Consider the following 12,703-nt stretch of genomic DNA (forward strand, 5'->3'; position numbering starts at 1 on the left):
ACGTCAGGAAGGACGCGCGTTCTGGCGCGCCAGTTTTTCCAGCTTTTGCTTAATGCGCTGACGCTTGAGCGGCGACAGATAATCAATAAACAGTTTGCCGTCGAGGTGATCGATCTCATGCTGAATGCAGATAGCGAGCAGGCCGTCGGTTTCCAGTTCGAAACTCTTGCCCTCGCGATCCAGCGCGCGCACTTTTACGCGTTCGGCGCGCGGAACGAAAGCGCGCTGCTCGGGAATAGAGAGGCAGCCTTCTTCAATACCGGTTTCTCCGCTTTTATCCAGCAGCTCCGGGTTGATCAGAACCAGACGTTCGTCGCGATTTTCCGACACGTCGATAACGATGATGCGCTGGTGGATATCCACCTGCGTTGCCGCCAGGCCAATACCCTCTTCGGCGTACATGGTTTCAAACATATCGTCGACGATGCGCTGAACTTCAGCGTTAACTTCTTTCACTGGCGCCGCGATTTTGCGGAGACGATCGTCAGGGAAATGTAATACCTGCAAAACTGACATAAATATCCAGATCTGTATGCGATTAAAAAAAGATTATTGCTTCATATTGTAGACTTTTCGAGACCTGATTGACAGCATTCACCCGCAGGAAGCGGCGCGTAAAGCAGGGAGCGAATATGGAAAATATCGAGCGCTATTTGCGGCTTTCAGCCGTAGCCGGACTGACTGGAAAACGCTGGCTGGACATTGCCAGCGCGCTTAACGAAACAGACGATACGCTGCAGGTGCTAATCTCGGCCGGTCTGAATCAGCAGCAACTTCATCAGTTTACGCATCTTTCATCGCGTCAGATTGCAGCGACCGAGGCGTGGCTCGCGGCAAGCGACGACCACCATCTGATAACGGCCTTAGATGACCGCTATCCTGCCGCTTTACGCGAGATCCATCGTTTTCCGCCGCTGCTCTATATAAAAGGCGAGCCCGCCTTGCTCTCTTCTATGCAGCTGGCGGTGGTGGGCAGCCGTAACTGTTCGCATTACGGCCGACAGTGGGGCGAATGGTTTACCCGGCAGCTGGCGCTGAGCGACCTGACTATTACCAGCGGGCTGGCGCGCGGCATAGACGGCATCGCGCATCGCGCGGCGCTGGAGGCGCAGGGAAAAACCGTGGCGGTGCTGGGCAGCGGATTGCAGCATCTCTATCCTAAAAATCACGTCGCGCTGGCGGAAGGGATTGTGGAGCGAGGCGGCGCGCTGGTTTCCGAGTTCTCTCTCTCTACGCCGCCGCATGCGCTTAACTTTCCGCGACGCAACCGTGTTATTAGCGGACTAAGCCGCGGCGTGCTGGTGGTGGAGGCGACCCTTAAAAGCGGTTCGCTGGTGACCGCGCGCTATGCGCTGGAGCAAAATCGCAATGTCTACGCCTTGCCCGGCGCGCTGGGCAATCCCGGCAGCGAAGGGACGCACTGGCTGATTCAGCAAGGCGCGTTGCTGGTCGCTCATCCCACCAACATCGTCGAAGATCTTCGCGCTGCGCTTAACTGGCTGCCTTTTACACAGCCGGAAGGAATATATTCTGAGGACAGCGGTGATGCAGCATTGCCATTTGCTGAGGTGTTGGCTAACGTAGGTGATGAGGTTACACCTGTTGACGTCGTCGCTGAACGTGCCGGCCAACCTGTGCCAGTGATTGCAGCCCAACTGCTGGAGCTGGAGTTAGCAGGATGGATCGCAGCTGTACCCGGCGGCTATGTCCGATTGAGGAGGGCATGCCATGTTCGACGTACTAATGTACTTGTTTGAGACATATATCCACAACGAAGCAGAAATGCAGGTTGATCAGGATACATTGACTGATGACTTAACCGATGCCGGTTTTCATCGTGAAGATATCTACAATGCGTTGAACTGGTTAGAAAAGCTCGCAGATTATCAGGAAGGCCTGGTCGACCCGATTCTGTTAGCCAACGATCCGCTTTCAATGCGCATCTACACGGAAGAAGAAGGCCAGCGTTTAGATGCCGAATGTCGTGGTTTCCTGCTGTTCCTTGAGCAAATTCAGGTGCTCAATATGGAAACGCGTGAAATGGTCATCGAACGAGTCATGGCGCTCGATACGCTCGAGTTCGATCTGGAAGATCTCAAATGGGTGGTGTTGATGGTGTTATTCAATCTTCCGGGATGCGAAAACGCCTATCAGCAAATGGAAGAACTGTTATTCGACGTCAATGAAGGCATGCTGCATTAATTATTGGTTATGCAGCCATCGTTATGAGCAAATCAGCACTCTTCACCGTGCGTAAACAGGATCCCTGCCCCGCATGCGGGGCAGATCTCGTTATTCGCAGCGGTAAACACGGCGCCTTTTTAGGCTGCACAAACTATCCAGCTTGCGACTATATTCGGCCGCTAAAAAGTCAGGCTGACGGCCACATCGTCAAGGTGCTCGAAGGGCACGCCTGTCCGCAGTGCGGCGCGGATAAAGCGTTGCGTCAGGGACGCTACGGCATGTTCATCGGCTGTAGCCACTATCCTGAATGCGACTATAGCGAAGCGATAGATAAACCCGATGAAACCCTTATCGCCTGCCCGCAGTGCCTGGAGGGCAAACTGGTGCAGCGTCGTTCGCGTTACGGCAAGACCTTCCACTCTTGTAACCGCTATCCGGCCTGCCAGTTCGTCGTCAATGCAACGCCAGTCGCAGGCGTATGTCCGCACTGCGCTTTTCCGCTGCTGGTAGAGAAGAAAACCGCGCAGGGCGTTAAACGCTTTTGCGCCAGTAAAAGTTGCGGCAAGGCCGCCGCATCAGAGAATTAAGATAACATCATGCAAAACCAAACTTTTTCCGGTTCGCTGGAAGATTGCCTCGAGCAACTGCGCCAGCAGGCCGTTATTGCTTATCCAACCGAAGCCGTATTTGGTCTGGGCTGCGACCCGGACAGCGAAAGCGCCGTAACAGCGTTGCTGGCATTAAAACAGCGTCCCGTTGAGAAAGGATTGATCCTCATCGCCGCCGATTATGCTCAGCTGGAACCCTATATCTCCGACCGCGAACTCACCGTCGAGCAGCGCGAACGCATGTTCGCTCACTGGCCGGGCCCGGTGACCTTTGTCGTACCTGCTACGCCGCAAACGCCGCGCTGGCTCACAGGACGTTTTGATTCGCTGGCCATCCGCGTCAGCGATCATCCCGATGTCCAGGCGTTGTGCCGCGCCTTCGGCAAGCCGCTGGTATCGACCAGCGCCAATCTGTCGGGCGAAGCGCCTTGCCGCACGATCGAGGCGGTCAGGGCGCAGTTCGGCGCGGCCTTTCCTGTGCTGGCGGGCGAAACCGGCGGTCGGCAGAATCCGTCGGAGATTCGCGATGTGTTAAGCGGCAACCTTATTCGTCAGGGCTAATTCATGGATCAGTTTGCGGTATTCGGCAATCCCATCAGCCACAGTAAATCGCCTTTGATTCACCAGGCGTTTGCCGAGCAGACGGGCATTGCGCATCGTTATGGCCGGGTTTGCGCGCCAATCGAGGCGTTCCCTGACGCGATCGCTGCGTTTTTCGCGCAGGGCGGACGCGGCGCGAACGTTACGCTGCCTTTTAAACAGCAGGCGTGCGAGTTTGCCGACGAGCTGAGCGAACGAGCGGCGCTCTCCGGCGCCGTCAATACCCTGAAAAAGTGCAGCGACGGCCGCATCCTGGGCGACAATACCGACGGTATCGGTCTGCTGAGCGATCTTGAACGTCTGGCGCTGATCCGCCCGGGCGATCGCATTTTGCTGGTGGGTGCCGGCGGCGCGGCGCGCGGCGTCATTCTGCCGCTGCTTTCCGCCGGCTGCGCGGTGACGATCGTCAACCGAACCCAGGCGCGCGCGGAGGAGCTGGCACAGCTTTTCCGTCAGAGCGGCGAGATCGATGCCTGCCATTTTGATCAGCTGACCGGGCGTGCTTTCGATCTTGTTATCAACGCCACCTCCAGCGGCGTCAGCGGCGAGGTTCCGCCGCTGCCTGTTTCCCTGATCGATGAGCAGGTACGCTGCTACGACATGTTTTATCAGGCTGGCGCGACGCCCTTTTTGCACTGGTGTGAACAGCAGGGCGCACAGCAGCGCGCGGATGGTCTGGGGATGCTGGTGGGGCAGGCGGCGCACGCGTTTCAGCTATGGCATGGCGTCATGCCGGAGATAGCGCCCGTTATCGCACAGCTTAAACAGGCGATGCAGCCATGAATCAGGCGATTCAGTTTCCCGAGCGCGAAGAGTGGGACGCGGATAAAGAAGCCGTCTGCTTTCCGGCGCTGGTCAACGGCATGATGCTAACCTGCGCCATCTCTGCCGAAGCACTTGAACAACGTTTCGGCCAGGGAGAGGCGATGGCCCTGTTTACCGCGTATCGCTGGGATATAGAAGACGAAGCGGAAGCGGCCATCGCTAATGACGCGTTCGACGATCAGGAGTGGGTCTGGCTCGCCTCGGCGAGATAGTCATCCTTCCAGCGAACATAATTGTTGGCGGAGTAAAGCAAGCCCGCAATCTCCTGTTCGCTCAGCGGACGCACCTGTCGGACCGGGCTGCCGAGATAGAGGTAGCCGCTCTCCAGGCGCTTGCCCGGCGGAACCAAGCTGCCCGCGCCTATCATTACGTCATCTTCAATAATGGCGCCGTCCAGCACGATTGATCCCATTCCTACCAGTACGCGATCGCCGATAGTGCAGGCGTGCAGCATCGCTTTATGCCCGACGGTGACGTCAGCGCCGATGGTTAGAGGGAACCCTTCTGGGTTGCTGGCGGATTTATGGGTCACGTGTAGCACGCTGCCGTCCTGTATATTAGTGCGCGCGCCGATGCGTACCTGATTCACGTCGCCGCGTATCGCGACCAGCGGCCAGATGCTGACATCGTCGCCCAGCGCGACATCGCCAATCACGACGGCAGAGGCATCAATCATGACGCGCTGCCCACACTGCGGATAACTCTCTTTATAACGTCGTAGAGCTGACATCTGCTTTCTCCTTATAGATTCGGCTACAGACTGGGGCGGATCGCGGGGCCAGACAAGCGTAAAAGGCCTGCGATCGTTGAAGATCTCTGCAATAAGATTGTTTTATCGCCATACGGGAAAAAAGATCGAAAAAAGGGTTGTGCAATTAAATCGGATCCCTATAATGCGCCTCCACTGACACGGCACAACGGCTTACGGAATGCGGTGTTCAGGAGATTCGGTTCGCTGAGTCGCCGGATGAAATTCCTGAAAAAAGGGGTTGACTCCGAAGGAGAGTAGCGTAATATACGCCACCTCGCAGCAGCAGGCTCGGCCGCTGACTGCACCGCTCTTTAACAATTTATCAGACAATCTGTGTGGGCACTCGGGAGCAGATATCAAAAGCCTTCGGGCTTAAAAAATATCAAGCCTCACGAGTGGACACATAATGACATTCATTATGACGTTTTACAGATGAGCACCGCTTAACTGGTTTAAGCAAATCAAACTTAAATTGAAGAGTTTGATCATGGCTCAGATTGAACGCTGGCGGCAGGCCTAACACATGCAAGTCGAACGGCAGCACAGAAGAGCTTGCTCTTTGGGTGGCGAGTGGCGGACGGGTGAGTAATGTCTGGGAAACTGCCCGATGGAGGGGGATAACTACTGGAAACGGTAGCTAATACCGCATAACGTCGCAAGACCAAAGTGGGGGACCTTCGGGCCTCACACCATCGGATGTGCCCAGATGGGATTAGCTAGTAGGTGGGGTAACGGCTCACCTAGGCGACGATCCCTAGCTGGTCTGAGAGGATGACCAGCCACACTGGAACTGAGACACGGTCCAGACTCCTACGGGAGGCAGCAGTGGGGAATATTGCACAATGGGCGCAAGCCTGATGCAGCCATGCCGCGTGTATGAAGAAGGCCTTCGGGTTGTAAAGTACTTTCAGCGGGGAGGAAGGCGATGCGGTTAATAACCGCGTCGATTGACGTTACCCGCAGAAGAAGCACCGGCTAACTCCGTGCCAGCAGCCGCGGTAATACGGAGGGTGCAAGCGTTAATCGGAATTACTGGGCGTAAAGCGCACGCAGGCGGTCTGTCAAGTCGGATGTGAAATCCCCGGGCTTAACCTGGGAACTGCATTCGAAACTGGCAGGCTAGAGTCTTGTAGAGGGGGGTAGAATTCCAGGTGTAGCGGTGAAATGCGTAGAGATCTGGAGGAATACCGGTGGCGAAGGCGGCCCCCTGGACAAAGACTGACGCTCAGGTGCGAAAGCGTGGGGAGCAAACAGGATTAGATACCCTGGTAGTCCACGCCGTAAACGATGTCGACTTGGAGGCTGTTTCCTTGAGAAGTGGCTTCCGGAGCTAACGCGTTAAGTCGACCGCCTGGGGAGTACGGCCGCAAGGTTAAAACTCAAATGAATTGACGGGGGCCCGCACAAGCGGTGGAGCATGTGGTTTAATTCGATGCAACGCGAAGAACCTTACCTACTCTTGACATCCAGAGAACTTGGCAGAGATGCCTTGGTGCCTTCGGGAACTCTGAGACAGGTGCTGCATGGCTGTCGTCAGCTCGTGTTGTGAAATGTTGGGTTAAGTCCCGCAACGAGCGCAACCCTTATCCTTTGTTGCCAGCGATTCGGTCGGGAACTCAAAGGAGACTGCCGGTGATAAACCGGAGGAAGGTGGGGATGACGTCAAGTCATCATGGCCCTTACGAGTAGGGCTACACACGTGCTACAATGGCGCATACAAAGAGAAGCGACCTCGCGAGAGCAAGCGGACCTCATAAAGTGCGTCGTAGTCCGGATCGGAGTCTGCAACTCGACTCCGTGAAGTCGGAATCGCTAGTAATCGTGGATCAGAATGCCACGGTGAATACGTTCCCGGGCCTTGTACACACCGCCCGTCACACCATGGGAGTGGGTTGCAAAAGAAGTAGGTAGCTTAACCTTCGGGAGGGCGCTTACCACTTTGTGATTCATGACTGGGGTGAAGTCGTAACAAGGTAACCGTAGGGGAACCTGCGGTTGGATCACCTCCTTACCTGAAGATACTGCCTTTCGAAGTGCTCACACAGATTGTCTGATAGAAAAGTAAAGAAGCAAGACGGCTGCGAAGTCGTGACGCATTTTTTGTGTCCCCTTCGTCTAGCGGTTAGGACTCCGCCCTTTCACGGCGGCAACAGGGGTTCGAATCCCCTAGGGGACGCCACTTGCTTGGTGACAGGTGAAAGGTGTCTCCACGAAGTATCTCAAAACTGGCCTCAGGGTCACGTTTGAGATATTGCTCTTTAACAATCCGGAACAAGCTGAAAATTGAAACGACGCGTCGCGTTATTCCTCCGTAATAAGGAATAAAGGCAGCGCGTTCGAGTCTCTCAATTAATCACATCCGCGACGTCGCAAGACGCCTGTGGGTTGTGAGGTTAAGCGACTAAGCGTACACGGTGGATGCCCTGGCAGTCAGAGGCGATGAAGGACGTGCTAATCTGCGAAAAGCGCCGGCAAGGTGATATGAACCGCTACAGCCGGCGATGTCCGAATGGGGAAACCCAGTGTGTTTCGACACACTATCGCAACATGAATACATAGTGTTGCGAGGCGAACCGGGGGAACTGAAACATCTAAGTACCCCGAGGAAAAGAAATCAACCGAGATTCCCCCAGTAGCGGCGAGCGAACGGGGAGCAGCCCAGAGCCTGAATCAGCTTGTGTGTTAGTGGAAGCGTCTGGAAAGTCGCAGGGTACAGGGTGACACTCCCGTACACGAAAACACACATTCTGTGAGCTCGATGAGTAGGGCGGGACACGTGGTATCCTGTCTGAATATGGGGGGACCATCCTCCAAGGCTAAATACTCCTGACTGACCGATAGTGAACCAGTACCGTGAGGGAAAGGCGAAAAGAACCCCGGCGAGGGGAGTGAAACAGAACCTGAAACCGTGTACGTACAAGCAGTGGGAGCCTCTTTTATGGGGTGACTGCGTACCTTTTGTATAATGGGTCAGCGACTTATATTCTGTAGCAAGGTTAACCGTATAGGGGAGCCGCAGGGAAACCGAGTCTTAACTGGGCGTTAAGTTGCAGGGTATAGACCCGAAACCCGGTGATCTAGCCATGGGCAGGTTGAAGGTTGGGTAACACTAACTGGAGGACCGAACCGACTAATGTTGAAAAATTAGCGGATGACCTGTGGCTGGGGGTGAAAGGCCAATCAAACCGGGAGATAGCTGGTTCTCCCCGAAAGCTATTTAGGTAGCGCCTCGTGAACTCATCCTCGGGGGTAGAGCACTGTTTCGGCTAGGGGGCCATCCCGGCTTACCAACCCGATGCAAACTGCGAATACCGAGGAATGTTATCACGGGAGACACACGGCGGGTGCTAACGTCCGTCGTGAAGAGGGAAACAACCCAGACCGCCAGCTAAGGTCCCAAAGTCATGGTTAAGTGGGAAACGATGTGGGAAGGCCCAGACAGCCAGGATGTTGGCTTAGAAGCAGCCATCATTTAAAGAAAGCGTAATAGCTCACTGGTCGAGTCGGCCTGCGCGGAAGATGTAACGGGGCTAAACCATGCACCGAAGCTGCGGCAGCGACGCGCAAGCGTTGTTGGGTAGGGGAGCGTTCTGTAAGCCGTCGAAGGTGTGCTGTGAGGCATGCTGGAGGTATCAGAAGTGCGAATGCTGACATAAGTAACGATAAAGCGGGTGAAAAGCCCGCTCGCCGGAAGACCAAGGGTTCCTGTCCAACGTTAATCGGGGCAGGGTGAGTCGACCCCTAAGGCGAGGCCGAAAGGCGTAGTCGATGGGAAACAGGTTAATATTCCTGTACTTGGTGTTGCTGCGAAGGGGGGACGGAGAAGGCTATGTTGGCCGGGCGACGGTTGTCCCGGTTTAAGCGTGTAGGTGTGTGCTCCAGGCAAATCCGGTGCACTTTACACTGAGGCGTGACGACGAGGCACTACGGTGCTGAAGCAACAAATGCCCTGCTTCCAGGAAAAGCCTCTAAGCTCCAGGCAACACGAAATCGTACCCCAAACCGACACAGGTGGTCAGGTAGAGAATACCAAGGCGCTTGAGAGAACTCGGGTGAAGGAACTAGGCAAAATGGTGCCGTAACTTCGGGAGAAGGCACGCTGGCGCGTAGGTGAAGGGACTTGCTCCCGGAGCCGAGGCCAGTCGAAGATACCAGCTGGCTGCAACTGTTTATTAAAAACACAGCACTGTGCAAACACGAAAGTGGACGTATACGGTGTGACGCCTGCCCGGTGCCGGAAGGTTAATTGATGGGGTTATCCGCAAGGAGAAGCTCTTGATCGAAGCCCCGGTAAACGGCGGCCGTAACTATAACGGTCCTAAGGTAGCGAAATTCCTTGTCGGGTAAGTTCCGACCTGCACGAATGGCGTAATGATGGCCAGGCTGTCTCCACCCGAGACTCAGTGAAATTGAAATCGCTGTGAAGATGCAGTGTACCCGCGGCAAGACGGAAAGACCCCGTGAACCTTTACTACAGCTTGACACTGAACACTGGTCCTTGATGTGTAGGATAGGTGGGAGGCTTTGAAGCGTGGACGCCAGTCTGCGTGGAGCCATCCTTGAAATACCACCCTTTAATGGCTGGTGTTCTAACGTAGGCCCGTTACCCGGGCTGCGGACAGTGTCTGGTGGGTAGTTTGACTGGGGCGGTCTCCTCCCAAAGCGTAACGGAGGAGCACGAAGGTTGGCTAATCCTGGTCGGACATCAGGAGGTTAGTGCAATGGCATAAGCCAGCTTGACTGCGAGAGTGACGGCTCGAGCAGGTGCGAAAGCAGGTCATAGTGATCCGGTGGTTCTGAATGGAAGGGCCATCGCTCAACGGATAAAAGGTACTCCGGGGATAACAGGCTGATACCGCCCAAGAGTTCATATCGACGGCGGTGTTTGGCACCTCGATGTCGGCTCATCACATCCTGGGGCTGAAGTAGGTCCCAAGGGTACGGCTGTTCGCCGTTTAAAGTGGTACGCGAGCTGGGTTTAGAACGTCGTGAGACAGTTCGGTCCCTATCTGCCGTGGGCGCTGGAAAACTGAGGGGGGTTGCTCCTAGTACGAGAGGACCGGAGTGAACGCACCGCTGGTGTTCGGGTTGTCATGCCAATGGCACTGCCCGGTAGCTAAGTGCGGAAGAGATAAGTGCTGAAAGCATCTAAGCACGAAACTTGCCCCGAGATGAGTTTTCCCTGAGCACTTGATGCTCCTGAAGGGACGTTGAAGACGACGACGTTGATAGGCCGGGTGTGTAAGCGCAGCGATGCGTTGAGCTAACCGGTACTAATGACCCGTGAGGCTTAACCTTACAACGCCAGAGGCGTTTTGTGAGACGCGAGATTTTCAGCTTGTGACGGATATATTCTGCGCGGCCCGTCGGGCGGCGCGGAGACAGAATTTGCCTGGCGGCCTTAGCGCGGCGGTCCCACCTGACCCCATGCCGAACTCAGAAGTGAAACGCCGTAGCGCCGATGGTAGTGTGGGGTCTCCCCATGCGAGAGTAGGGAACTGCCAGGCATCCAAATACAGTGTGCTGATATGGCTCAGTTGGTAGAGCGCACCCTTGGTAAGGGTGAGGTCCCCAGTTCGACTCTGGGTATCAGCACCAGTTACGTAAGAGTTCGGCGAATAAAGAATTTGCCTGGCGGCTTTAGCGCGGCGGTCCCACCTGACCCCATGCCGAACTCAGAAGTGAAACGCCGTAGCGCCGATGGTAGTGTGGGGTCTCCCCATGCGAGAGTAGGGAACTGCCAGGCATCAAACCAGAAAAAGCCCTTTGCATAAGCAAAGGGCTTTTTTCTTTTCTGCGCTTTGCCTTTTCCACCCATAAAAAATCCCGGAACCGGTCCGGGGCGTTGACGCTATGCTCAGCGTTAATGAATAACCTGCGATAAAAACGCGCGCGTACGTTCAGACGTCGGATTCGAAAAGAAAGTTTCCGGCGGCGCCATCTCCACGATCTCGCCGCGATCCATAAAGATCACGCGATCGGCCACGGTACGGGCAAAACCCATCTCATGGGTAACGCACAGCATTGTCATGCCGTCTTCCGCCAGCCCAATCATGGTATCTAGCACCTCTTTAACCATCTCGGGATCCAGCGCTGAGGTCGGCTCATCGAACAACATAATCTTCGGTTTCATGCAGAGCGAACGCGCAATCGCCACGCGCTGCTGCTGTCCGCCAGAGAGCTGGCCCGGAAACTTATGCGCATGCTCGGCGATGCGTACGCGCTCCAGGTAGTGCATCGCCAGCGCTTCTGCCTCTTTTTTCGCGGTCTTACGCACCCAGATGGGCGCCAGCGTGCAGTTCTGCAGCACCGTCAGGTGCGGAAAAAGATTGAAGTGCTGAAACACCATACCTACTTCGGTACGCACGCGTTCGATGTTGCGTACATCATCATTCAGATGGATACCGTCGACCACGATGCGTCCTTGCTGATGCTCTTCCAGATGGTTGATGCAGCGGATCGTCGTAGACTTACCGGAACCGGAAGGGCCGCACAGCACGATGCGCTCGCGCGGCTTCACCTGCAGGTTAATATCTTTCAGGACATGAAACTGCCCATACCATTTATTCACGTTCTCGAGCGAAATCATCAAAGCTGAATCGTGATGCAAATGTTGTGTCATGGAAAACCTCAGTGCGATTTACGCCCGGTGTGAAAGCGCTTCTCCAGATGCTGGCTATAGCGCGACATGCTAAAACAGAAAATCCAGTAAACCAGCGCGGCAAAGACATAGCCTTCGGTCGACATCCCCAGCCAGGCGGGATCGACGGTAGCCTGCTGCACGCTGCTAAACAGATCGAAAAGGCCGATAATGATCACCAGACTGGTATCTTTGAACAGCGCGATAATGGTGTTCACCAGGCCGGGAATCGTAAGCTTCAGCGCCTGCGGTAAAATCACCAGCAGCTGGGTTTTCCAGTAGCCGAGCGCCAGCGACTCCGCCGCTTCATACTGACCTTTCGGCAGCGCCTGCAAACCGCCGCGCACCACTTCGGCGACGTAAGCCGACTGGAACAAAATCACCCCAACCAGCGCGCGCACCAGCTTATCGATGCTGGTGCCTTCCGACATAAACAGCGGCAGCATCACCGACGACATAAACAGCACGGTAATCAACGGCACGCCGCGCCAGAACTCGATAAAAATGATCGACAGCGTACGCACCACCGGCATACGCGAGCGACGCCCCAGCGCCAGCAGAATACCCAGCGGCAGCGCGCCGGCGATGCCGACCGCGGCGATAATCAGCGTTAACGTCAATCCGCCCCACTGGCGCGTCTCGACGTGCTCCAGGCCAAACAGGCCGCCATACATCAGCAGCCAGACGACGAGAGGATAGATCACCGCCCAGCAGGCGATATAGCGCCCGCGATACGGCAGAGATTTCACAAACATCGGGATAATCGAGGCGACGCCCAGCACCAGCGCCAGGTTAATCCGCCAGCGCAGCTCGTGCGGATAGAGTCCATACATAAACTGGCCGAAGCGTGCATGAATAAACACCCAGCATGCGCCCTCTTTGGTGCAGTCGGCGCGCGTCTCGCCAATCCAGTTCGCCTGGAATACCAGCCACTCCAGCGCGGGCGGGATCACCTCCCACATCAGCCAGAGGCAAAACAGCGTCAGCAGCGTATTAAACCAGCTGGAGAAGAGATTTTTTCGCGCCCAGACCCAGGCGCGGCTCAGCGGCGTGGCGGCGGCCGGCGAGGCTTCGTGTGTGGTAACAGACATCGTC

General features: G+C 55.7%; 10 protein-coding genes, 2 tRNA genes and 4 rRNA genes. 12 read left to right on the forward strand and 4 right to left on the reverse strand.

The window, feature by feature from the left end:
• Nucleotides 1-3: 3 nt before the first annotated feature.
• Nucleotides 4-516, reverse strand: a complete 513-nt coding sequence (gene def / locus PVE98_RS01700) for a peptide deformylase (protein WP_033752920.1) — start codon at nucleotides 514-516, stop codon at nucleotides 4-6.
• A 116-nt stretch (nucleotides 517-632) separates the two neighbouring features.
• Here def and dprA point away from each other — a divergent pair, with 116 nt between their 5' ends.
• The 6 genes from dprA to PVE98_RS01730 are packed head-to-tail and all read left to right on the forward strand — an operon-like array spanning nucleotide 633 to nucleotide 4,429.
• Nucleotides 633-1,757, forward strand: coding sequence for a DNA-protecting protein DprA (gene dprA, locus PVE98_RS01705; protein ID WP_333620646.1), 1,125 nt, complete (start codon nucleotides 633-635; stop codon nucleotides 1,755-1,757).
• Nucleotides 1,729-2,202, forward strand: coding sequence for a DUF494 family protein Smg (smg, locus tag PVE98_RS01710; protein ID WP_033752918.1), 474 nt, complete (start codon nucleotides 1,729-1,731; stop codon nucleotides 2,200-2,202). The genes dprA and smg overlap by 29 nt, the downstream gene beginning before the upstream one ends.
• Before the next feature lie 23 nt (nucleotides 2,203-2,225).
• Nucleotides 2,226-2,771 carry a type I DNA topoisomerase gene (locus tag PVE98_RS01715; protein WP_033752917.1) on the forward strand — a complete coding sequence of 182 codons (546 nt, stop codon included), beginning with the start codon at nucleotides 2,226-2,228 and terminating at the stop codon, nucleotides 2,769-2,771.
• A gap of 9 nt (nucleotides 2,772-2,780) precedes the next feature.
• Complete coding sequence (gene tsaC, locus PVE98_RS01720) at nucleotides 2,781-3,353, forward strand: L-threonylcarbamoyladenylate synthase type 1 TsaC (RefSeq protein ID WP_096072141.1); 573 nt, start codon at nucleotides 2,781-2,783, stop codon at nucleotides 3,351-3,353.
• 3 nt (nucleotides 3,354-3,356) lie between these two features.
• Nucleotides 3,357-4,175, forward strand: coding sequence for a shikimate dehydrogenase (gene aroE / locus PVE98_RS01725; RefSeq protein WP_096072140.1), 819 nt, complete (start codon nucleotides 3,357-3,359; stop codon nucleotides 4,173-4,175).
• A complete protein-coding gene (locus PVE98_RS01730; protein ID WP_096072139.1) occupies nucleotides 4,172-4,429 on the forward strand; it encodes a DUF1488 domain-containing protein in 258 nt (85 codons plus the stop codon). The genes aroE and PVE98_RS01730 overlap by 4 nt, the downstream gene beginning before the upstream one ends.
• On the opposite strand, the gene PVE98_RS01735 is transcribed toward PVE98_RS01730, so the two are convergent.
• Nucleotides 4,396-4,947, reverse strand: a complete 552-nt coding sequence (locus PVE98_RS01735) for a gamma carbonic anhydrase family protein (RefSeq protein WP_033752909.1) — start codon at nucleotides 4,945-4,947, stop codon at nucleotides 4,396-4,398. The two genes, PVE98_RS01730 and PVE98_RS01735, sit on opposite strands and share 34 nt — an antisense overlap.
• A 490-nt stretch (nucleotides 4,948-5,437) precedes the next feature.
• On the opposite strand from PVE98_RS01735, the gene PVE98_RS01740 reads away from it, so the two are divergent.
• The 6 genes from PVE98_RS01740 to rrf (PVE98_RS01765) all read left to right on the forward strand — a co-directional run bounded on the left by PVE98_RS01740 (nucleotide 5,438) and on the right by rrf (PVE98_RS01765) (nucleotide 10,714).
• Nucleotides 5,438-6,979, forward strand: a 16S ribosomal RNA gene (locus PVE98_RS01740).
• A 93-nt stretch (nucleotides 6,980-7,072) separates the two neighbouring features.
• Nucleotides 7,073-7,147, forward strand: a tRNA-Glu gene (locus PVE98_RS01745).
• 212 nt (nucleotides 7,148-7,359) lie between these two features.
• Nucleotides 7,360-10,266 (forward strand): 23S ribosomal RNA (locus PVE98_RS01750).
• A gap of 93 nt (nucleotides 10,267-10,359) precedes the next feature.
• Nucleotides 10,360-10,475 (forward strand): 5S ribosomal RNA (gene rrf, locus PVE98_RS01755).
• A gap of 15 nt (nucleotides 10,476-10,490) precedes the next feature.
• Nucleotides 10,491-10,566, forward strand: a tRNA-Thr gene (locus PVE98_RS01760).
• A gap of 32 nt (nucleotides 10,567-10,598) precedes the next feature.
• Nucleotides 10,599-10,714 (forward strand): 5S ribosomal RNA (rrf, locus tag PVE98_RS01765).
• Together the 16S, 23S and 5S rRNA genes with 2 tRNA genes alongside form the textbook arrangement of a ribosomal RNA operon.
• A gap of 117 nt (nucleotides 10,715-10,831) precedes the next feature.
• Here the strand turns inward: rrf (PVE98_RS01765) and PVE98_RS01770 are convergent.
• Complete coding sequence (locus tag PVE98_RS01770; protein ID WP_048785028.1) at nucleotides 10,832-11,590, reverse strand: amino acid ABC transporter ATP-binding protein; 759 nt, start codon at nucleotides 11,588-11,590, stop codon at nucleotides 10,832-10,834.
• Between the two features lie 8 nt (nucleotides 11,591-11,598).
• Nucleotides 11,599-12,699: an amino acid ABC transporter permease gene (locus tag PVE98_RS01775; protein ID WP_033754732.1), complete on the reverse strand. Its 1,101-nt coding sequence runs from the start codon at nucleotides 12,697-12,699 to the stop codon at nucleotides 11,599-11,601.
• Nucleotides 12,700-12,703: the final 4 nt, after the last annotated feature.

The sequence above is a fragment of the Pantoea sp. GABEPS69 genome (genome assembly GCF_045780835.1).
GTDB lineage: Bacteria > Pseudomonadota > Gammaproteobacteria > Enterobacterales > Enterobacteriaceae > Pantoea > Pantoea septica.